20 protein-coding genes and 2 pseudogenes are annotated in these 20,558 nt (G+C 68.9%); 13 read left to right on the top strand and 9 right to left on the bottom strand.

The features are described from left to right. Nucleotides 1–146: 146 nt before the first annotated feature. The 4 genes and pseudogenes from OG811_RS13070 (at nucleotide 147) to OG811_RS13085 (ending at nucleotide 3,131) form a co-directional block, all read left to right on the top strand. Nucleotides 147–356 (top strand): GntR family transcriptional regulator, encoded by a 210-nt coding sequence (locus tag OG811_RS13070; RefSeq protein WP_406075701.1) that lies wholly within the window; start codon nucleotides 147–149, stop codon nucleotides 354–356. Nucleotides 357–522: 166 nt separating this feature from the next. After that, entirely contained in the window at nucleotides 523–1,689 is a 1,167-nt protein-coding gene (locus OG811_RS13075) for a DUF262 domain-containing protein (RefSeq protein ID WP_406074474.1), read from the top strand. Beyond that, nucleotides 1,680–1,892, top strand: a pseudogene (locus tag OG811_RS13080) (ATP-binding protein); the annotation flags it as partial. The gene OG811_RS13075 and the pseudogene OG811_RS13080, both read left to right, overlap by 10 nt. 48 nt (nucleotides 1,893–1,940) lie before the next feature. Next, nucleotides 1,941–3,131: an AAA family ATPase gene (locus OG811_RS13085; protein ID WP_406075703.1), complete on the top strand. Its 1,191-nt coding sequence runs from the start codon at nucleotides 1,941–1,943 to the stop codon at nucleotides 3,129–3,131. A 19-nt stretch (nucleotides 3,132–3,150) separates the two neighbouring features. On the opposite strand, the pseudogene OG811_RS13090 reads toward OG811_RS13085, so the two are convergent. The 4 genes and pseudogenes from OG811_RS13090 to OG811_RS13105 form a co-directional block, all read right to left on the bottom strand. After that, nucleotides 3,151–3,729, bottom strand: a pseudogene (locus OG811_RS13090) (helicase-related protein); the annotation flags it as partial. Nucleotides 3,730–3,737: 8 nt separating this feature from the next. After that, on the bottom strand, nucleotides 3,738–4,181 hold the full coding sequence (locus OG811_RS13095; protein WP_406074476.1) for a type II toxin-antitoxin system HicB family antitoxin: 444 nt from the start codon (nucleotides 4,179–4,181) through the stop codon (nucleotides 3,738–3,740). A gap of 14 nt (nucleotides 4,182–4,195) precedes the next feature. Next, complete coding sequence (locus tag OG811_RS13100; protein ID WP_406075705.1) at nucleotides 4,196–4,543, bottom strand: type II toxin-antitoxin system HicA family toxin; 348 nt, start codon at nucleotides 4,541–4,543, stop codon at nucleotides 4,196–4,198. Between the two features lie 32 nt (nucleotides 4,544–4,575). Continuing rightward, the gene (locus OG811_RS13105) at nucleotides 4,576–6,255 is read right to left on the bottom strand and encodes a DNA repair helicase XPB (RefSeq protein ID WP_406074477.1); all 1,680 of its coding nucleotides are present in this window, start codon (nucleotides 6,253–6,255) and stop codon (nucleotides 4,576–4,578) included. 173 nt (nucleotides 6,256–6,428) lie between these two features. Here OG811_RS13105 and OG811_RS13110 point away from each other — a divergent pair, with 173 nt between their 5' ends. Both OG811_RS13110 and OG811_RS13115 read left to right on the top strand, forming a co-directional pair. After that, nucleotides 6,429–7,316 carry a L,D-transpeptidase family protein gene (locus tag OG811_RS13110; RefSeq protein WP_406074479.1) on the top strand — a complete coding sequence of 296 codons (888 nt, stop codon included), beginning with the start codon at nucleotides 6,429–6,431 and terminating at the stop codon, nucleotides 7,314–7,316. Nucleotides 7,317–7,413: 97 nt separating this feature from the next. After that, nucleotides 7,414–7,650: a hypothetical protein gene (locus tag OG811_RS13115; RefSeq protein WP_406074481.1), complete on the top strand. Its 237-nt coding sequence runs from the start codon at nucleotides 7,414–7,416 to the stop codon at nucleotides 7,648–7,650. Between the two features lie 45 nt (nucleotides 7,651–7,695). Here OG811_RS13115 and OG811_RS13120 read toward each other — a convergent pair whose 3' ends face one another. Then, complete coding sequence (locus tag OG811_RS13120) at nucleotides 7,696–10,182, bottom strand: helicase-associated domain-containing protein (RefSeq protein ID WP_406074482.1); 2,487 nt, start codon at nucleotides 10,180–10,182, stop codon at nucleotides 7,696–7,698. An 83-nt stretch (nucleotides 10,183–10,265) separates the two neighbouring features. Here OG811_RS13120 and OG811_RS13125 point away from each other — a divergent pair, with 83 nt between their 5' ends. Beyond that, nucleotides 10,266–10,889: an HAD family hydrolase gene (locus tag OG811_RS13125; protein ID WP_406074483.1), complete on the top strand. Its 624-nt coding sequence runs from the start codon at nucleotides 10,266–10,268 to the stop codon at nucleotides 10,887–10,889. Nucleotides 10,890–10,916: 27 nt separating this feature from the next. Further along, nucleotides 10,917–11,303, top strand: coding sequence for a cold-shock protein (locus OG811_RS13130; protein ID WP_406074485.1), 387 nt, complete (start codon nucleotides 10,917–10,919; stop codon nucleotides 11,301–11,303). On the opposite strand, the gene OG811_RS13135 is transcribed toward OG811_RS13130, so the two are convergent. Beyond that, nucleotides 11,264–12,112 carry a 1,4-dihydroxy-6-naphthoate synthase gene (locus tag OG811_RS13135; protein ID WP_406074487.1) on the bottom strand — a complete coding sequence of 283 codons (849 nt, stop codon included), beginning with the start codon at nucleotides 12,110–12,112 and terminating at the stop codon, nucleotides 11,264–11,266. The genes OG811_RS13130 and OG811_RS13135 overlap by 40 nt on opposite strands. A gap of 535 nt (nucleotides 12,113–12,647) precedes the next feature. Here OG811_RS13135 and OG811_RS13140 point away from each other — a divergent pair. Then, the gene (locus tag OG811_RS13140) at nucleotides 12,648–13,532 is read left to right on the top strand and encodes a helix-turn-helix domain-containing protein (RefSeq protein WP_406074489.1); all 885 of its coding nucleotides are present in this window, start codon (nucleotides 12,648–12,650) and stop codon (nucleotides 13,530–13,532) included. A gap of 7 nt (nucleotides 13,533–13,539) precedes the next feature. On the opposite strand, the gene OG811_RS13145 is transcribed toward OG811_RS13140, so the two are convergent. Both OG811_RS13145 and OG811_RS13150 read right to left on the bottom strand, forming a co-directional pair. Then, the gene (locus OG811_RS13145; protein ID WP_406074491.1) at nucleotides 13,540–14,190 is read right to left on the bottom strand and encodes a futalosine hydrolase; all 651 of its coding nucleotides are present in this window, start codon (nucleotides 14,188–14,190) and stop codon (nucleotides 13,540–13,542) included. Next, complete coding sequence (locus OG811_RS13150) at nucleotides 14,187–15,788, bottom strand: MFS transporter (protein WP_406074492.1); 1,602 nt, start codon at nucleotides 15,786–15,788, stop codon at nucleotides 14,187–14,189. Before OG811_RS13150 ends, OG811_RS13145 begins: the two co-directional genes overlap by 4 nt. On the opposite strand from OG811_RS13150, the gene OG811_RS13155 reads away from it, so the two are divergent. After that, on the top strand, nucleotides 15,787–16,716 hold the full coding sequence (locus OG811_RS13155) for a DUF3027 domain-containing protein (RefSeq protein ID WP_406074494.1): 930 nt from the start codon (nucleotides 15,787–15,789) through the stop codon (nucleotides 16,714–16,716). The genes OG811_RS13150 and OG811_RS13155 overlap by 2 nt on opposite strands. Nucleotides 16,717–16,750: 34 nt before the next feature. On the opposite strand, the gene OG811_RS13160 is transcribed toward OG811_RS13155, so the two are convergent. Continuing rightward, the gene (locus OG811_RS13160) at nucleotides 16,751–16,996 is read right to left on the bottom strand and encodes a DUF2530 domain-containing protein (RefSeq protein ID WP_406074495.1); all 246 of its coding nucleotides are present in this window, start codon (nucleotides 16,994–16,996) and stop codon (nucleotides 16,751–16,753) included. Between the two features lie 89 nt (nucleotides 16,997–17,085). On the opposite strand from OG811_RS13160, the gene OG811_RS13165 reads away from it, so the two are divergent. From OG811_RS13165 to OG811_RS13175, 3 genes are all read left to right on the top strand, one after another. Beyond that, nucleotides 17,086–18,564 carry an NCS2 family permease gene (locus OG811_RS13165; RefSeq protein WP_406075706.1) on the top strand — a complete coding sequence of 493 codons (1,479 nt, stop codon included), beginning with the start codon at nucleotides 17,086–17,088 and terminating at the stop codon, nucleotides 18,562–18,564. A gap of 113 nt (nucleotides 18,565–18,677) precedes the next feature. Next, complete coding sequence (locus tag OG811_RS13170; RefSeq protein WP_406074496.1) at nucleotides 18,678–19,127, top strand: MarR family winged helix-turn-helix transcriptional regulator; 450 nt, start codon at nucleotides 18,678–18,680, stop codon at nucleotides 19,125–19,127. Between the two features lie 72 nt (nucleotides 19,128–19,199). Then, the gene (locus tag OG811_RS13175; protein WP_406074497.1) at nucleotides 19,200–20,483 is read left to right on the top strand and encodes an MFS transporter; all 1,284 of its coding nucleotides are present in this window, start codon (nucleotides 19,200–19,202) and stop codon (nucleotides 20,481–20,483) included. The last annotated feature ends 75 nt before the right edge of the window (nucleotides 20,484–20,558 follow it).

The raw sequence follows: 20,558 nt of genomic DNA on the forward strand, positions 1-20,558 counted from the left end.
ACCGAGTCACCTATGTCAAGCATGTCTCCGAGTCATCTACCCACCTATGTCATTCGTGCTACGTGCGTTGCCTGTGCCGACGGGGTTGATCAATACTGGGCGGGCCAACCGACTGCAAGGGGCCTGACGTGCCTATTCCGCCCACGATGGACGAACTGCTCGATGATCTCTTGACCAAGATCAAGAACGGGACCTATCCACCCGGCTCCCAGCTCCCCTCTGGGCGGGTGCTGGCAGACGAGTACGACGTCTCGCAGTCCACGATCAGTCGGGCGGTGGCCAGGTTGCGGGAGCAGGGTGTGCTGGTTGGCCGCCCAGGTCGCGGCGTCTTCGTCGCCGAGTCGAGGAAGCTCTGAAGTGCAGCTGACCCCGCCCGCGAAGCCTTGGTCCTTGAGCGTAGAACCCGCAGCCTGGCTCGTTGGCGGGCTAGGAGAAGAAGCTCCGGCTTGGCGTGCGGGAGGCTCGGCTCTAGGCACTGCTGGTTGATGTTCATGGCTGACCGCTTGGATCCCCAATTGGAGTATGCTCTTGCGATTTCAAACCAGTGATCCAGACATCGCAACGATCTATCGCCGCATCAGCCGAGCTGTTATCGATCTTCAGCCGAATTTCCAGCGCGGTGAGGTTTGGTCAACTCCTAAAAAGCAGAGGCTGATCGACACTATTTTGCGGCAGTGGCACGTGCCTCCGATCCATCTTGTCGCTAAGGGCGACGGTAAGTTCGACGTCCTTGATGGTCAGCAACGCCTGACTGCCATTCGCGACTTTATGCGCGGCGACTTCCCTGTAGACGGCACTGTCGAACCCTCTCTTGATTTCATCCAGAACCTCGACGGTCTGCGTTTTGGTCAGCTTCCACAGGGAGTTCAAGACGAATTCGAGGCCTTCGCTATTCGAGTATTCGAGCTGCGCGACTTCACGCCCGACGAGCCCCACGAGTTGTTTTTCAGGCTGAATCAGCCGGTGGCCTTGACCGAAGCTGAAAAGAGAAATGCCTTCATCGGCCCGGCCCGGAATCAAGTTAAAGACTTGGTGGCGTGGGCTGAATCTCAAGGAATGACGCAGCAGCGGCTCGGATTTTCGAATGCCAGAATGGCTTACGATGACCTTCTTTCCAGATTCCTCGTGACCTTGGAGCAGCGGGGCTTTACTGAGAAGATTACTTCTGCGAGAGTTGCGGCTCGTTATCGTGAAAGGCGGGCCTTCGACCAGGCCGTCATCGAAAGGGCCAAGCAGGCTCTTGCCTTCTTCCTCAAGATATCCGTGCTAGAGGGGCAAAACAAGATAAGGCCAAATAAGGCGACGATTCATACCTGGCTGTGCATAGCTTCAAAGCTGGCAGGGGAAGGTTTGCTTGACGAGCTGCAAGAGCCCCTCGTGCAAACGATCCTGGTCGTCGAGCGGTGGCGCGCAACCCGAGAAGCATCTTCTAGTATGCCGAACGACGTGCCACTGGCGATTTTCCATGATCGCGCGACCGCTCGCGTTGCGGATGTATCCTCCGTCATCCTTCGAGATTGTTGTGCCTGGATGGTGTTCTACGCGATCCGCAAAGACCATCCATTTCTTGGATTCTTAGTAGGGCAGTTGGAGGACGCCTGGACGGATCTTAATGAGGTTTCAGATCCCGAGCGTGCGCTTGTCGGACTCGCTTCCCGCATGAACTGGGGGGCGCCGGGATGGTTGTGAGATTTGCGGAACGCCAGGCGCGCCTGGTTACGCTAAATAAACGGAAGTATTCCACTCAGTTGATTGGCGCGAGTCTCCTAACAAGTAGGGGCGAGACACAGAGGCTGCCGTTCTCGCCAGGATTAACTATCCTGTCTGGAGGAAACGGTGCGGGAAAGTCGACGTTACTAGGCGCCCTGCATCGCTGCCTATCGGGAAAAGCTGCCAATGGTGGTCAGTCCGTTCCAGGAAGTCCGCCTTGGTTGGATTCAATGGAAGTGACGCTTTTGAAGGACGGGGCTGAGTCACAGGTCTCGTGTGACTTCCGAGTTCCTGCTGCAACCGTCGAACAGTCACTGGGCGTCTTCTACATAGATCCAGCCGCTGAAACCGAAGAACTGCTTCGCCAAGTCCGTCTCGATGCGCAGCCTCATGATCTCTTGGAGGGCGTCGACCCTTCGCCCTTTGGAAAGACTCAGGTGGAAAGTCTTTCCTACGTCCTACGCAGGCAATACAGTGAAGTATTGGCATACGAGATTACAGAACTTAGTTCGGACGACGCGCCTCGGCCCTTCTTCGAGGTGACGTCCATGGCGCAGCGGTATTCCATTTTGAATATGGGCAGGGGTGAGCTGTCGGCCGCATACCTGATCTGGAAGCTGTGGTCACTTCCTGCTGGCGCCGTTGTTCTTCTAGAGGAGCCGGAAAACCACCTCGCAGCGTTCTCGCAATCCCACTTAGCTGACGTGATCGTTGCGTCGGTTGTTGAGCGTGACCTATGCATGGTCGTCTCGACGCACTCGCCTGGATTCTTCCAGCGACTTCCTTCTAGAAACGTCTCGCTAATATCGTCCCTTCCGACACCGCGCATTGATTCGGACCTTGCAACTTCCGAAATTGCCTACCATCTTGGACTTTCGTCCACTGTGTCGGTCATCGCTCTTGTGGAAGATCGAATAGCGGCGGCGTTCCTTCTTGAGCTACTCGCCGTTCTTGACGCTGAAGTTGCCCGTCACGTAGAGGTGCGATTTGTTGCCAACGGCGAATCCGGCATAAAGCGAGTATTGCAGGAAGTATCGGACGGAGCCGGTGACCAGGTATCGGTTCTCGGTATATATGACGGCGACCAGCGTGGAGCGCTCGAGGGTTCTGAGAGGATTGCGTATCTTGTTGGCGATACTGCGCCGGAAGTTGTATTACGAGGTGCGTTACTGGCTTGGCGATCGGGCAATTTCGCTGATTGGGAGCCCTCTAGTCCGGGGGGCGCCCCGCGTCTCCGCCTAATTCTGGAGCGCCTCGATGGCTACGACCTCCATGATTGGATTGTCGAGTTCGGAAGGGAAAGCGGCGGTTTGCAGGCTGCGGTGCGGACGGCGGTTGAGGTGCTCTTGCTAGACAATGTCTTGCGGGCGCAAGCAGTCGAGCTAGTTGGCTGGCTTCGTAGCAAGAGCGTTCGGGCCTAATTCCGTTGGGGAAATGTATCTAGTCGACAGTCGGGAGCTTCGGGCCGAGGACGTCGTCGGCGTCGATCGTGTCGCGGGAGACCACCGTGTAGAAGTGCGCCTGTCGGCCGTCGGCCTTGGGTCGGAGCACCCGCCCCAACCGCTGCGCCTTCTCCTGGCGTGACCCGAACGTCCCGGACACCTGGATCGCCACCGCCGCTTCGGGCAGGTCGATGGAGAAGTTGCCGACCTTCGAAATGACGAGCGTCCGCAGCGAACCGGTGCGGAACGCGTCGAACAGCCGCTCGCGCTCCTTGTTGGTGGTCGAGCCCTGGATGATCGGCGCTTCGAGGTCTTCGCCGAGCTGGTGTAGCTGGTCGATGTAGGCGCCGATCACCAGCACCTGGTCGTTCGGGTGCCGGTCGACGAGCGCCTTGACTACCGGCAGCTTCGTGCGGGCGGTCGCCGCCATCCGGTAGCGCTCCTCAGCCTCCGCCGTCGCGTACGACATCCGCTCGGCATCGGTCAGCGTCACCCGGACCTCGGTGCACTCGGCCGGGGCGATCCAGCCCTGCGACTCGATGTCCTTCCACGGCGCGTCGTACCGCTTCGGGCCGAGCGACTCTGTCAAGCGGCGGCGCTCTCCTGCTCCTGCTGGAACCCGGCCCCCGCACCTTTGCTCGTCTTGCTGGAGCTGCCGCCGGTTGCCTTCTTTGGCGCCAGCTGCGACACGCGCTGTGGGGAGATGCCAAGGAGTGCACCGGCGTCGCGAACCGTGTAGCCCTTCGCCAGGAGTGCCTGTGCGGCGGTGACGGTCGCCTCTTCGGCGGACTGTTCGGCCTTGCGCAGGGCGCTGCGCGCCTCGCGGGCACGGGACACCTCTTGCGGCAGCTCCGGCTGCACCTCGATGTCGAAGCTGTGCGGGTCGACGTCGAGCATGAGGGCGATGGCTTCGCGTGCCATCGCCTCGACCTGGTCGAGGCGACGTGCCTGGGAGAACACGCCCTTAATCTCTGGCACGGTGATGGCCCACCAGTCGCCCGAGCGTACGCACTTCGCGGTGTACGTCATCGACGAGCGCCCCCTTACCTCAAGCCCAGGCTGCGGAGGATTCCCCGCGCCGTCAGTTCGTTGATCTCCTTGTGACGAGGTATGACGACGTTCTGCGAGTCGTACCGGTAGATCGTGTGGCTGCCACCCTCGCGGGCCTTCTCGAAGCTCACGCCCCCGTCGGCCGCCGCCTTGCTGATCCTGTTAATCAGGTCAACTCGCTGCCGAGTCGAGGAAGCGCCGACGGCTGAGTCGTTGACGACATCAGGTCCAAAGCGAGCACGAGGGCAGTTGCCGCCCCGGCCCGGTCGCCGCGAAACTCGCGCTGATCGACTCCGTATCGGCGATGTGGCGGTGTCCGAGCAACCCGGACACCGCCACATCGGGGACCTGGAGTGGATCAAGGACGTCGGCGTCAGTCGAAGGACGGCAGCGACGGGCCGAGGACGTCGTCGGCGTCCACGATGGTGTACGCGTAGCCCTGCTCGGCGAGGAAGCGCTGCCGGTGCGCCGCGTACTCCGTGTCGATCGTGTCGCGGGAGACGACCGTGTAGAAGTGTGCCTGTCGGCCGTCGGCCTTCGGGCGCAGCACCCGTCCCAACCGCTGGGCCTCTTCCTGGCGTGACCCGAATGTGCCGGACACCTGGATTGCCACCGCAGCCTCGGGCAGGTCGATGGAGAAGTTCCCGACCTTGGAGATGACCAGCGTGCGGATCTCTCCGGTGCGGAACGCGTCGAAGAGCCGCTCGCGTTCCTTGTTGGTGGTCGAGCCCTGGATGATCGGCGCGTCGAGGTATTCGCCGAGCTGGTGCAGTTGGTCGATGTACGCGCCGATCACCAGCACCTGGTCGTTTGGGTGCCGGTCGACCAGCGCCTTGACCACCGGCAGTTTGGTGCGGGCGGTCGCCGCCATCCGGTAGCGCTCCTCGGCCTCCGCCGTCGCGTACGACATGCGTTCCGCGTCGGTCAGGGTCACCCTGACCTCGGTGCACTCGGCCGGGGCGATCCAGCCCTGCGACTCGATGTCCTTCCACGGCGCGTCATACCGCTTGGGGCCGATCAGGCTGAACACGTCACCCTCGCGGCCGTCCTCGCGTACCAGAGTGGCAGTCAGGCCCAGCCGGCGGCGGGCCTGGAGGTCCGCGGTGAACCGGAAGATCGGCGCGGGCAGCAGGTGCACCTCGTCGTAGACGACCAGACCCCAGTCGCGGGCCCCGAACAGGTCGAGGTGGGTGAACGCGCCGCCGCGCCGTGCGGTGAGCACCTGGTACGTGGCGATGGTGACCGGGCGGATCTCCTTGCGCTCCCCGGAGTATTCCCCGATCTCCTCCTCGGTCAGCGAGGTGCGGGCGATCAGCTCCCGCTTCCACTGCCGGCCGGCGACCGTGTTGGTGACCAGGATCAGGGTGGTCGCCTTCGCCTCGGCCATCGCCGCCGCGCCGACCAGGGTCTTACCCGCGCCGCAGGGCAGCACCACCACACCCGACCCACCGGCCCAGAACGCCTCGACAGCTTCCCGCTGGTACGACCGCAGCGTCCACGGCTTGCGCCCGTCCTTACCGGCCTCGGCCAGGTCGATCTGGTGCGCCTCACCGTCGACGTACCCGGCCAGGTCCTCCGCCGGCCAGCCCAGCTTGAGCAGCGCCTGCTTGAGCCGGCCACGCTCGGACGGGTGCACCCGGATGGTGTCATCGTCGATCTTGTCGCCGAGCATCCCGGCGAGTTTCTTGCTCTTGGCCACCTCGATCAGCACCAGCCGGTCCAGAGCGCGCAGCACCAGCCCGTACGCCGGGTCGTTGGCGAGTTGGAGCCGGCCGTACCGGTCCATCGTGTCGGCCACGTCCACCAGCAGCGCGTGCGGCACCGGGTAACGGGAGTATTTGATCAGCGAGTCGACCACACCCTCGGCGTCGTGCCCCGCCGCCCGGGCGTTCCACAGGCCCAGCGGGGTCAGCCGGTAGGTGTGCACGTGCTCGGGTGAGCGCTCCAGCTCGGCAAACGGCGCGATCGCCATTCGACAGGCCTGGGCGTCGGGGTGGTCGATCTCCAGCAGCAGGGTCTTGTCCGACTGCACGATCAGTGGTCCACCGCTCACGCCAGCGTCCTCTCCTCGGTTGGCCGTCCGGCCGGAACGGGTCGCATACCCGCCGTCGGCCGACCATCCAGTGTTGCACGATGCGGGATGTCGGAAGAAAGATGCGCACCGGGCGCAACCGTGATGGCACTCGCGAACGTCTAGTAAAGGGACGACTGTCTGGGGGAGGCCACATGAAGCGTGTTCGGATCACTTCCCGGCTGGTCGCCCTGGTGGTGGTCGTGCTGGTCGGCGCTGGTGCGTGCGCGTTCGATCCGCAGTCCGGTGGGAGTGGTGGCGGGGGAGCCGCCCCAGCCGGTGCGGCGGAACAGGCAGCGGGGGCGAGCGACACGCCCGGCCCGGACCAGCGCGGCCGGCCCACGCCGGCCGCGCCCACCCCGACACCGAAGGCGACCCGGCCACCGACGCCGAAGCCGACCCGCAGCGCACCGCCGAAGCCGACCCCCAGCACTGGTACGCCGACCGTCGCCGGCTGCCCGCAGGGCCAGCACCAGCGCGAGGTGGAGACCTACCTGGCCCGGTTGGGCGGGTTCGGGGCCGTGACCGTGGACGGCCGGCAGTCCGCCGCCGACTGCGCCGCGATCAAGAAGTTCCAGAAGAGGTACGGCATTCGCCCCGTCGAGGGTCGCGCCGGGCCGACCACCCTCGACGTGGCCCAGCGCCTCGCCACCACCGACCCGGCCCGCTGCAAGGCCGGCACAGGCACCACGTTCTGCATCGACCTGACCCGGCAGACCGTCTGGGCGATCCGCGGCGGCAAGGTGATCATGGCGCCGACGGTGACCCGCACCGGCATGTCCGGCTACCGCACCCCGGCCGGCACGTTCACCGTCAACTACCGCAACCCCAAGGAGTGGTCCGACCCGTACGAGGTGTGGCTGCCGTACTGGCAGCACTTCACCCAGGGAATGGGCTTCCACGAGACAACCACCTACCTGCACGACAAGTCGATCGGCTCGCACGGCTGCGTCAACCTGCTGCACGCCGACGCCGTCCGAATGTGGGAGCTGGGCAAGGTCGGCACCCGGGTGGTGCTGATCGGCCGCCGTCCCGGCACCTGACCGACACTGGGCGAATCGCGGGTATAACCCCCTGTCCGACCGGTCTTACGAGTGTCACCCTTGGGAGTCCAGGACCGGACGGGCGGGGAGGCTGGGTATGACGGTCGACCGTGACGTGATCGCAGAACATGAGTACGCACCATCCGACGAGGTGTCCCGCGCGACCGTGATTGCCTACGCCGTCGCGGCGACGCTCCTCATCGGGTGGTTCCTCTTCGGCTGGCTGGTGCTCCAGCAGGGCTTCATCGACTCGGTCGGGGAGTCGGCCGGTGCCGGCTTCGCACTGCTTCTGATCATCTCGGTGGTCGGCACCGTACGCCGCAGCCGCCGCTGACCGGCACCACCCTGCGGCGATGCCGGTCAGGCCCGCGCGAGCCGGTCAGTCCGCCAGCACCGCCGCGGTGATCCGGTGCAGCGCGAACGTGTGCAGCATCTCGGTCCGTTCGTCCTCGGCACGTAGGTAGCCGGCACCGATCGAGACCGGTTTGACCATTCGGGACGCGGTCGCCCCGTGCGCGTCGACGTAACCGACCCAGACCAGCGCCTTGTCCCGGACCGCCTGCTGCAGCACAGCGAGGGCCTCGCTGTGCGTGTGTGCCAGCACCGGGCCGCCGCCCAGCCCCGCCGCACCGCCGCGTACCACCGCCGGTGCCCGGCGGGCCGCCCGCGCCGCCGCATCACCCCGCCGGATGTGCTCCACCACCCCGAGCAGCCGTGGCATGGGCAGCTTCGGGGCAGCCAGCGGATCGAGTGTCCGAGTGGTCACCGACACCCGGGCCGGGGCCCGCCGGATCCGTGGCCGGGCCAGCACGGTGCTGCCGGTGCCGTCCTCCTGCACCGGGGCGTACCCGGCGTCACGCAGCGCACCCAGCAACCGGCCGACCTGGTACGGCGTGCACAGCACCGTCGGTGCGAGCCGGCGCAGTGCCAACGACTCCAACCGCCGGTCGGCCAGCACCTCGCTGATCAGCGTCTCGTCGTCGCTGCGCAGGTACGCCCCGGCCAGACCGACCCGCAGCCCGCCGTGCTTACGGGCCACGTCGTCCACCAGGTAGGTGAGCCCCTGCGGCACCGGGGTACGCGATCGTCGCCGGAACACGTCGTGCAGGTCGTCGGCCGTGTAGCCGGAATCCAGTGCTCGGCGCACGCTCGCCGTGCTGACCCGGTGCACGCTGGCCCCGCCGGCCGACTCGAGGTCGGTCATCGACTCCAACTCGGCGGCGAGCGCCGGCTCGGGCGGGCCGGGCACCACCACGGTCAGGTCGGCCTGCACCAGGAAGTGGTCGACCGGGGCGGGCAGCAGTGCGTCCAACGTCCGGGCGGCACTGGACGGGTCACCGCTCTCGACGTCCGCGTGCACACCCAGCGGGTCGCCGCCGCCCCGCTCGTCGGTCGACGTCAGGTCACCCAGGAGCAGCCGACCGTACGAGGTGAGCGCCCCCAGGCCGGTGACGCCCAGCTGTGCGGCCTCGGCCAGCACCTCCCGGTGGGCGGCGTCCCGGCCCCGACTGCGTCGCGGCGCCCGCCAGTCCAGCAGATCCTGCACTTCCTCGGCGGTGGGCGCGGTCGCCAGCTCCAGGTCGGCGAGTACGCCGAGCACCGCCCGCCGGGTGGCCGGCACGCTGGCCCGCTCGGCCTCGGCGGAGAGCGCGGTGATCGGCCGGTCCCGGTCGTCACGGCGGCCGACCAGCCCCACCTGCCGGGTCATGGTCAGCCAGGCGCGGGCGAGCTGCTCCCACCGCTGGGCCAGCGAGGCGGCCCGCCACACCTCGTACCCGCCGGTCGGCAGCACCTGCTGATCCACCCCGTACCGGCTCGTGGTCGTGCCGGGCAGCTCCAGCTCACCGGCGAGCCCTGCCGCGTACGCGACCTCCAGCAGCAGCGCGGCGGTCGGCTCGTCCAGCCCGGCGGTACGTGCCAACCGGCGCAGGTCACGGACCCCGATGCCGCCCGAGCGCAGCACCGGCGCGGGCTCGTCAGCGAGTTGCTCCAGCAGCCCTTCGGTGTGCCGGACCACCTCCATGGTCTGCCCGGCTCCGGCCGAGTCGACCGCCTTCGGCTCACGCGGCGAGGCGGCCACCGGCGGTGGGCTGGTGCGCAGTGGCCCGAGCGGGCCGCTGTCGCGGCGCAGCAGCAGACCGACCTCGCGGGGCAGCTCCACCGTGCCGCTGGCCGTCGACGAACCGTTCGTCACGGGGACCAGCAGCCGGTTGTCGACGAGCCAACGCACCGGGGAGCCGGTCGGGGCACCGCCGTTGGTCGGGTCGGAGAGCACCGGGTCCTCCGCGCCGAGCGGCGGCGCCTGCAACGCGCCCGGGGGCACGCTGCCCACCGGCGGGCCGTCCGCCAACCGGTCCAGGATCGCCCGGGCCGAGGGCGGGGCGGCGAGCAGCGTCCGCCGTAGCTTCGCCGGGTCCGCGCAGAGTGCGGCCGTGCGCGGGTCCAGCTCCGCGGCCGGTCGGCCGAGCCCGGCGGGGTACGGGGCGACTTCGTCGACGGCGGGCACCACCTGCAGTGCGTGCTCCGGGCCGTACAGCAGAAAGAGCGCGCGCAGGCGGCCCACGGCGGCCCGGATGGCCGTCGGCGCCGGCGGGCGCGGCCCGGCGGTCGCCATGGCGAGCACGGAGTCGGTGGTCGTGGTGCCGTCGTCCGGGTTCCGGGTCAGGCGGGCGGCGTCGAGGATCTGGAGGGTGAACTGGTCCAGTCCGTCCAGCGCACGGGCCACCGAGACCCGGGACTGGGCCCGGATGGCCAGGGCGGAGACGTCGGCCGGCACGGGCACGACGAGGTCGGGCCGCAGCTGGAGGAGCGCAGCCAGGGACTCGTCGGGCAGCGACCGCAGGTGGTCGGCGAGTGAGGTGGTCATCGTCTTTCCACGCTAGCCCGGCACCGGGCTCTTGCGCCCCTCGGACGTCCGGCCGACCGGGGGTCACCGGTACGTTTCTCGACATGCCCGCACTGACCGTCGGATTCGATCTCGACATGACCCTGGTGGACTCCCGCCCCGGCATCGCCGCGACCTATCGGGCGCTGACCGCGCGGACCGGCGTCCCGGTGAACGCCGAGCTGGCGGTGTCCCGGCTCGGGCCGCCGCTGCGTACCGAGATCGCGCACTGGTTCCCGGCCGAGCAGATCGAGTCGGCTGTGCGCGTGTACCGCGAGCTGTACCCGGCGTACGCGATCACCCCGACGGTCCCGCTGCCCGGTGCGCGGGAGGCCATCGACGCGATCCGCGCGCGGGGCGGCCGTGTGCTGGTCGTCACTTCCAAGATCGGCCGGCTGGCCCGGCTGCACCTGGACCACCTCGGCCTCACGGTCGACGAGCTGGCCGGTGACCTTTTCGCCGAGCAGAAGGCGACCGCCCTGCGCGAGCACGACGCGACCCACTACGTCGGTGACCACGTGGCGGACATGGTGGCTGCGGGGGCCGCCGGGGTGCCTGGCATCGGCGTCGCGACCGGCCCGTGCTCCGCCGATGAGCTGCGCGCGGCCGGGGCGGAAGTGGTGCTGGACGAGCTCACCGAATTCCCAGCGGCGCTCGACCGGATGATCCAGCTAGCCTTGGAGCAGTAGCGGCTCAAGTGAAGCAGGGGTTTTCAGGTGCCTACGGGTCGAGTGAAGTGGTACGACACGGCCAAGGGATACGGCTTCGTCACCAGTGACGAGGGCGGCGACGTGTTCCTACCCAAGGGGGCGCTCCCGGCGGGCGTCACCGACCTCAAGGGTGGCCAGCGGGTCGACTTCAGCGTGGTGGACAGCCGCCGGGGCTCGCAGGCCATGGGGGTCAAGCTGCTGGACGCGCCGCCGTCGATGGCGGAGCTGCGCCGCAGGCCGGCCGAGGAACTGCACGGCCTGGTCGAAGACATGATCAAGGTGCTGGAGGCGAAGGTGCAGCCGGACCTGCGCCGGGGTCGGTACCCGGACAAGAAGGCCGCGCAGAAGATCGCTCAGCTGGTCCACGCGGTTGCGAACGAGCTGGAGGTCTGAGGCACCAGCCCGGCGGTGGCGGCCCGGTCGAGCAGTGCCGCCACCGCGGCGAAACCGGCCTCGCCCAGGTCTGCGGTGAACTCGTTGACGTAGAGGCCGATGTGTCGGTCCACCACGTCGAGTTCCATCTCCTGGGCGTGCGCCAGCACGTACTCCCGACTGGCCGCCGGGTCCGCCCAGGCCTGCCGGACCGACTCGCGGACCCAGCCGGCCGCGGCCTCCGGGTCCACCGCGCCGCGTCGGGCCAGGATCGCGCCGAGGGGGATGGGTAGGCCGGTGTCGGCCTCCCACCACTCGCCCAGGTCGACCAGGGCGCTCAGGCCGTGCCGGTGGTAGGTGAACCGGGCCTCGTGGATGACCAGCCCAGCGTCATAGCGGCCAGCGGCGACGCCCGGCATGATCTCGTGGAACGGGACGACCTCGATCCGGGCCGGCGGCCGCCCGGCCGACCAGAGCCGGAACAGCAGGTACGCGGTGGTCCGGTCGCCCGGCACCGCCACCGTGGCGCCGGTCAGGTCGGTGCGCTCCGGCCCGCCGTCGCGGTCGCCCCGGGTGAGCACCAGCGGGCCACAGCCGCGACCGAGCGCGCCACCGCAGGGCAGCAGGTGGTAGTCGCCGAGCAGCCAGGGCAGCGCCGCGAAGCTCACCTTCACCAGGTCGAACGCGCCCCGCTCGGCCGCCGTGTTGGTCACGTCCACGTCGGCATACGTCACCTCGACCGGTGGCGCGCCGGGCACCCGCCCGTGCACCAGGGCGTGGAAAACGAACGTGTCGTTGGGGCAGGGCGAGATCGCCAGGGAGAGCGCCACGCCCCTCACGTTAGCCCCGCCTCCGGCACGCGGCTCGTGCCCACCCCGCCCACTGTGATCCGCGACGGCGGTGCGGCAGCACGAACTGCGGCAGACGACCCTCGCCGTCGTGGGGGGTTTGCGCTGGCGGGGTCGGGCACCTACCTCGAACTCCCTTTGGAGCTGATGTCGTAAACGAATCGCACCAAGCCGAGCTGTGCGTTCGGGCCGTGCGGGTCCGGGCCGTGAGGAGGTTTCGGGCCGTGAGGGTTCGGAACTGGTGGTTCGGGCGGTGAGGGTTTGGGCGGTGAGGGTTTGGGCGGTGAGGGTTTGGGCGGTGAGGGTTCGGGACGTGAGGGTTCGGGACTGGTGGTTCGGGGCTGGTGGCTCGGGGAACGGCTCGGGAGTGGTGGGTCGGCGTGATGATGCCGCAAACGATTCAGCTCCAAAGGGACTGCGGAGCGGTCGTCCACCGGCCCGAGAGGTTGTCCACAGCGTTATCCACAGCTCCGGTGAGGGTGTTGATAGCTCGCTGACGGCCCGGGAACATCGGCCTGTGACCGACGAGACCGACGAGACCGACGAGACCGACGAGACCGACGAGACCGACGGAGCCGATCTTGGCCGGGTACTTCGAGCTCTGCGCCGCCGGGCCGATCTGAGTCAGCGGCAGCTGGCCGAGAGATCCGGGGTGCCGCAGCCGACGCTTGCGCGGATCGAGTCGGGGCGAGCGGTCGATCCCCGTTTCCGGACCGTGGAGCGCCTCGTCCGGGCGGCGGGCGGGGACGTGGCCATCGGTATGCCATCAGCGGCCCCCGCCACCACCGAGCCGACTCCCGTCCCGCACGACGACATGCGGGACGAGGCGGGGCGCCGATACCCGGCTCACCTGGACGTCTGGGAGGTCCATGAGCCTCGGGACTGGCCAGGTGCGTGGTGGGCGGAGTGGTACCGGTTGCCACCCGAGCGGTATCCGCTTCCGTTGCCACCGGCGGCGTACGAGGTGAATCGGCGGTACCGGGACAACCGGCGTTGGTGTGCGGAGGTTCGCCGGACGGCCCGGGTGCGGCGGTTCAGCGGAGGCGACCTGCCGGACACCTGCTGGCGGTTCGTCGCCGAGCTGCCGGACGGTGAGCTGGTCGGTGAGTTGCGGGCGCATGAGCGGAGCCCGCTCCTGGAATACGGGGAGTGGTACCCGGGCATGCCGGAGCGGGAGATGGTGCTCGACGGGGTGCTCGTTGCTGCCCGGTACCGACGGCTGGGGCTCGGGCGTCGGTTGGTGACCGCGCTGATCACCGAGATGCGTGCGGCGGGGATCGACAGCGCGGCCGCGATCGCCGAAGGCTTCGGGATCGAGTTGCTGCTCGCGTGCGGCTTCGAGATCGAGGCCCGCCGGCCCGCCGCGCTACGGCTGAGTCCCCCGCGACGGCGCTACGGCTGAGCCGTAGTCAGCGCAGCGCTGGGGCCGCCGTGGTCAGGGCGGTGAGGGCTTCGCGCAGCCGCCAGGCGTTTCGGTCGCGGGGGCCGATCGGGTTGGAGATGGTGCGCAGCTCAGCGAAGGGCACCCCGGCCTGCGCGGCGGCGACCGCCACCCCGTACCCCTCCATGGCCTCGGCGACCGCCTCCGGATGCCTGCGGCGCAGCTCCTCCGTGCTGGCGGCGGTGCCGGTGACCGTGCTGACCGTGAGCACCGGGCCGGTCGTGGCCGCCGGCAGGGCGGCGCACAGTGCCGCCAGCAGGTCCGGGTCGGCCGGCACCACGCTGCCGCCACCGAGCAGCGCGGGCGGCATGCCCAGCTCGTCGACGGGGATGAAACCCTCCGGTGACTCGGCGCCCAGGTCGGCGGCGATGCTGGCGGTGCCGAGCACGGTGTCGCCGACCTCGGCCCGCCCGCTGAAGCCGCCGGCCACGCCGACGCTGACCACCGCCCGGTACGGGCGCCCGGCGGCCTCGGCCAGCGCCAACAGCCGTGCGGTGGCGGCGCCGGCGACGGCCGGGCCCACGCCGACCGGGGTGACGGTCACGGTGGGGTCGGTCAGCCCGGCGCGGACCGCGTCCGCCTCGGCTGGCACCGCCGTCACCACCAGCAGACCGGTCACGAGAGTGAGCCGGGGGACTCGCGGGAGGTCTCGTCGTCGGCTCCGCCACCCGGGCGGCCGACCGCCGAGGACGGGCGGTAGATGTGGTAGCCCGGCGGGGTCAGGCCGGGGCTGTCGTACTGCGGAGAGCTGGACTGGGCCGGTGCCGGCGAGGTGGGTGCGACGTCCCCGGGTTCGTCGGCCGGCTCGTCCTCGGTCAGTTCGTCGTCGCCGAGCGGCCGGCCGGCCAGCTTCTCGCCGCGCAGTCGGGCGGCGACCAGCACACCCCGGATCGCGGCCAGTACGCCGACTCCGGCGGCGACCGCGATGCCGGTCCGCCCGTTGAACGGGACCAGCCCGAGCCCGCCGCCGACGACGAACGCGAGCATCAGCACTGTCTCGGAGTGGGCGAAGGAACTGGCTCGCAGCCGTTCCGGGATGCGCTCCTGGATCGAGGCGTCCACGGCCAGCTTCGCTATTCCGCTGACCAGCGCGGCGACCAGGCAGAGCAGAGCGACCATCACCAGTGAGAACTGGATGACGGCGAGCACCGCCACCCCAGCCACGATGATCATGCTGCTGGACTGGATGGCGGTCGGCCGGTGGATGCGCAGCCGGGTGCCGATGGCGGTGGCCAGGAAACTGCCGACCGCGAGCGCGCCCCCGACCACTCCCAGCGCCCACTTGGCGCCCAGATCCCGGCCGAACACGACGGTGGTCAGGTCGCCCTTCTTGATCGCGAAGGCGAGGAAGAGCAGCAGGAAGCCGTACATCGCGCGGAGCGTCGCGGCGCCGATCAGGGTGGCGATCACCAGCCGGCCGGCCGGGCGGCCCCGGCCCAGCGGCCGGTCGCCCCGGCGTCGGCCCAGCGCGCGCAGTGGTCGGGGGACCCGCTCCGGTGGCTCCGAGTCGGCCTTCGGCGGCAGGCGCAGCGCGATCACCATGCCGACCAGGAAGATCACGGACGCGACGCGCAGTGGCCACTGCGGGCCGAACCAGAACGCGGCCAACCCGATCGGCGCGACCAGCGCGCCCGCGACCGTGCCGTAGATGCTGGCCCGGGCACCCACCTGGGAGAGGCCGAGCCCTTCCGGCAACAACCGGGGCACGGCCGCGGACCGGGCCACGCCGTACGCCCGGGAGAGCGCGAGCACCCCGAACGCGGCCGGATAGAGCCCGAAGCCGTGGATGTAGTCGGAGATCAACCAGGCCAGGAACGCGCGGCCGAGCATCGTGGCCGCCAGCGCGTACCGTCGGCCGTGTCGGAAGTGGTCCAGCAGCGGCCCGACCACGGGGGCGAGCATCGCGAACGGCACCATGGTCACCAGCAGGTACAGCGCGACCTTGCTGCGGGCCTCGCCCAGCGGCACGTTGAAGAAGATCGTCCCGGCCAGGCCGATGGCGATCAGCGTGTCCCCGGCACAGGAGACCGCGTGCAGGTCGAACAGGCGAACCATGCCGGTCTCGCCGCCCGCACCCCGGGCCCGGGCCCGACCGGCCCGGCGGGTCACCCAGCGGCCGCTGCCCACCGAACCACGCAGCAGCAGACGAATGGCGCGGATACCGGTGCCGACGGTGCGCCCGAGGACCGATCGCCCGGAGGGGGAGTACGACGGCATGTGCACCATCCTTGCCCATTCGATCCAGGTACGCCGCACCACCGCGGGGAAAGGTTCCCCGGGAGTCCCTGTCACCCCTGCGAGGCGCATAGGGAACAATGGTTGGGTGACCAGGCCTGTCTCCACCCGTGCCGCCCGTCTCGACCAGGTCTGCGCCGCTGCCGTCGAGGTGGCCCGCGCTGGCATCACCGAGGTGGACGCCGACGATGTCGGCGACCACCTGCAGGTCGTGGCCGAGGGTGATCGTCTGGTCACCCACTACTTCGAGTGCCGGCTGGCCGGCTATCGCGGCTGGCGGTGGGCGGTCACCGTCACCCGGGTGTCGCGCAGCAAGACGGTGACCATCTGCGAGACGGTGCTGCTGCCCGGCCCGGACGCGCTGCTCGCGCCCGGCTGGCTGCCCTGGCAGGAGCGGCTCAAGCCGGGCGACCTGGGCCCGGGCGATCTGCTGCCGAGCTCGCCGGATGACGACCGGCTGGTCCCCGGCTACCTGCTCTCCGACGACCCAGCGGTCGAGGAGACGGCGTGGGAGCTGGGCCTCGGGCGAGCGCGGGTGCTCTCCCGGGAAGGCCGCATCGAGGCGGCGCAGCGCTGGTACGACGGCGACCACGGCCCCGCCGCGCCCATCTCGGTCGCCGCTCCGGCCGCCGCCCGTTGCGGCACCTGCGGCTTCTACCTGCCGCTGGCCGGTGCGATGCGGCAGGCCTTCGGGGCGTGCGGCAACTTCTACGCCCCCGATGACGGCCGGGTGGTGAGCGCCGACCACGGTTGCGGCGCCCACTCCGAGACGTTGATCGAGGCGGCCGAGACCGCGGTGGACGAGCTGCCCACGGTGTACGACGACAGCGCGGTAGAGTCAATGTCGGTCAGTCGCGCCCCGGGTTCGGTGGAAACCGCCGAGCCGGCGGAGCCGTACGGGCACTCCTGACTCGTCCGCGCCGGGTGGACCGGCGCTGGCAGGGTCAGCTCGCGCGGCGGCGGCGTCGGTTGGCGTCGTGCCGCATCATCACGGCGAGACCGGGGAAGCCCCACAGGAATCCGGCCAGGCAGGTCCAGAGCCAGTTCTGGTGACCGTGGTCGGTCAGCCAGCCCCGGAAGAAGATCAGCAGGATCAGCCCGGCCACCGCCCAGCCGATCAACCCGGCGACGGCGATTGGCACCATCGGTGGGTCCAGTGGCGCGGGCCGTGGGGGCTGCTCGTTCGACACTCGGCAAGCGTACGCGACCTATTTCCCCTACTCGCCGCTGATCTGGGACGATGCGCGCGACAAACCGGAAGATCACCTGCGAGGACCTGATGGCAGTAGCGCCGCCCGAGAACGGCACAGTACCCGACCCCGCTCACCCGCGTAACGGTTTCGACCGGTTCTTTGAAATCTCCGCCCGCGGCTCGACGATGAGCCGTGAGGTACGCGGTGGCCTGGCGACCTTCTTCACGATGGCGTACATCGTGGTGCTCAACCCGCTGATCCTGGGCGGCGCCGTCGATGGTGACGGCAAGAGCCTCCCGCTTCACGCCTTGGCTGCGGGGACCGCGTTGGTTGCCGGCCTGATGACCATCCTGATGGGTGTGGTCGGCCGGTTCCCGTTGGCGCTCGCCGCCGGCCTGGGCGTCAACGCGCTGGTGGCGTACGAGATCGCTCCGGAGATGACCTGGGCCGACGCGATGGGCCTGGTGGTGATCGAAGGTGTGATCATCGCGGTGCTGGTGCTGACCGGTCTGCGGACCGCGGTGTTCCGCTCGGTGCCCACCCAGATGAAGACCGCGATCGGGGTGGGCATCGGCCTCTTCCTGACCATCATCGGTCTGGTGGACGCCGGTTTCGTCCGGCGTATCCCGGACGCCGCCAACACCACCGTCCCGGTGGGCCTGGGCATCGGCGGCAAGCTGGTGAGCTGGCCGATGCTGGTCTTCGTGGTGGGTCTGCTGCTCACCCTGGTGCTGGTGGTCCGGCGGGTGCGGGGCGCGATCCTGATCGGCATCTTCGCCTCGACCGTGCTGGCGGTGATCGTGGAGGCGGTCGGCAACATCGGCCCGTCCTTCGTCAACGGCAAGCACAACCCGAAGGGCTGGTCGCTGAACGTGCCGGAGCTGCCGAAGACGGTGGTGGACGTGCCGGACCTGTCGCTGCTCGGCAAGTTCAACGTGCTCGACTCGTGGGGCCGGGCCGGCTGGCTGGTCGTGTTGATGTTCATCTTCACCCTGCTCATTACGGACTTCTTCGACACCATGGGCACGATGGTCGCGGTCGGTCAGGAGGGTGGCCTGCTCGACGATAAGGGCACCCCACCGAGGGCCAAGGAGATCCTGCTGGTCGACTCGATCGCCGCCGCGGCCGGCGGCGTGGCCAGCACCTCCAGCAACACGTCGTTCGTCGAGAGCGCCGCCGGTGTCGCGGAGGGTGCCCGGACCGGCGTGGCCAACCTGGTCACCGGCGTGCTCTTCCTGCTGGCGATGTTCCTGGCGCCGCTGGTGGTGGTCGTGCCGTTCGAGGCGGCGTCGACGGCCCTGGTGGTGGTCGGTTTCCTGATGATGACCGCGGTGCGGACGATCGACTGGTCCGACTACGAGATCGCCATTCCGGCGTTCCTCACCATCGTGCTGATGCCGTTCACCTACTCGATCTCCAACGGAATCGGCGCTGGTCTGATCACCTTCGTGGTGGTCAAGCTGGCCCGGGGTAAGGCCCGGGAGGTCCACCCGCTGCTGTACGGGGTGGCCGCGTTGTTCGTGCTGTACTTCCTGCGGGGGCCCATCGAGTCTCTGATGCTCTGACGCGTCCGGGCGGGGAGTCGAGCAGGATTCCCCGCCCGTAACATCATGAACCCTCTCGTGAGCCTGGTCATAACGGATGTCGTTAGCCATGCTCATTAGTTAGGCTAACTACTGTGACGGAGCGGACGGTGACGGCGGAACGCGTGCCACCGGCGCAGCTGGCTCCCCAGCTGCGTGATGCGATCACCCGACTCAACCGGCGGGTCCGCCAGACCCGACCGGTCGGCGACCTCACGGTCACCCAGCTCTCCGCGCTCACCAGCCTGCGGCTGGCGGGCGCGTTGACGCCCCGGGAGTTGGCCGATGTCGAGCGGGTGCAGCCACCGACGATGACCAGGATCGTCGCGAAGTTGGAGGACCGTGGCCTTGTGCAGCGGACACCCCATCCGACCGACGGCCGGCAGGTCATCCTCGCGGCGACCGAAGGGGGGCGGACCGTGATCGAGCAGTTCGAGCGGGTCCGCGACGAATGGCTGGCCCGCCGGCTGGTCGAGCTCAACGAGGACGAACGGGAGACCCTGCACAGGGCCGCCGAGATTCTTCAAAAGCTCGCCCGCGCCTGAGCCACACCGGCGCCACCGGGTTCGTGCCGTCACCTGTCGATGACGCGTACGTCCGGAGGAGGCGCACCAAGAGTGCAGGCCAAGTTGAGCACGATGTTCCAGTCGCTACAGGTCCGCAACTACCGCCTCTTCGCCTCCGGGCAGCTGATCAAGTTGATCGGCGTCTGGATGATGTTCATCGCCCAGGACTGGCTCGTCCTTGAGCTCTCCGACAACTCGGCCACCGCCCTCGGCGTGGTCACCGCCTGCCAGTTCACCCCCGTGCTGCTGCTCACCCTGCTCTCCGGCCGGCTCGCCGACCGGTACGACAAGCGGGTGCTGCTCTTCGCCGCGAACGCCTTCTGGACGGTGCTGGCGCTCGGCATGGCCCTGCTGGTCCTCACCGACATGGTGCAGCTCTGGCACGTTTTCGCCTTCGCTGCGTTGCTCGGCACGGCCAACGCCGTGGAAACCCCGGTCCGCCAGTCGTTCGTCTCCGAACTCGTCGGTACGTCACTGCTGCCCAACGCGCTGTCGCTGAACGCGGCCGTCTTCAACTCCGCCCGGATCGTCGGTCCGGCCGTCGCCGGGCTGGCCATCGCCGCCTTCGACGTCGGGCCGGTCTTCCTCTTCACCGCGCTCAGCTCCATCGCGCCCCTGGTCAACGTGGTCCGGATGCGAACGACCGAACTGCACCGTGACGCCCTGCTGCCACGCGATGAGCGGGCGTCCGCCCGGGTCGTCGACGGGCTGCGGTACGTGTGGCGCCGGCCGGATCTGCTGATGCCGATGGCGATGATGTCGGTGGTCGGCATGTCGCTGTTCAACTTCCAGCTCACCCTGGCCGCGCTGGCCAAGACGGTCTTCCACACGGGCGCTGCCTCCTTCGGTCTGTTCAGCACCGCGCTGGCGGTCGGCGCGCTGGGCGGCGCGCTCAGTGGCACCGGCCGGCGTAGTCGTCCGTCGGTCTGGCTGGTGCTCGGTGCCGCGATCGCCTGCGCCAGCTTCGGCACCCTGGTCGGCTTCGCGTCGGCGTACTGGCTGGTCGTGGCGTTGCTGGTGCCGACCGGCTTCTGCATGGTCTTCTTCGCCCAGGCCGCCAACCAGCGGATCCAGATGGGCGTCGACGCGGCCTTCCGGGGTCGGGTGATGGCCCTGTGGGTGCTGGTGTTCCTGGGTACCAACCCGGTCGGGGCGCCGCTGATCGGCTGGATCGCGGAGCGCTACGGTGCCGGCGCCAGCATCTGGATGGGTGGTCTGGTCTCGCTGGCCGCCGCGCTGATCGCGCTCACCTGGCAGCTGCGCCACTCCGGTGCCCGGCTGCGTTTCCGGGTGCTGCCGATGCCCCGCTTCTACGTCACCTCCACCGACTGCTGAGGGTTCACCGAAGGCGAACCGGGCCGCGTCCGCTCGGGGTGGATTGTGCGGATGCGGCCAAATCGCTGGCGGGGT

Source organism: Micromonospora sp. NBC_01638 (assembly GCF_045209745.1).
GTDB lineage: Bacteria > Actinomycetota > Actinomycetes > Mycobacteriales > Micromonosporaceae > Micromonospora.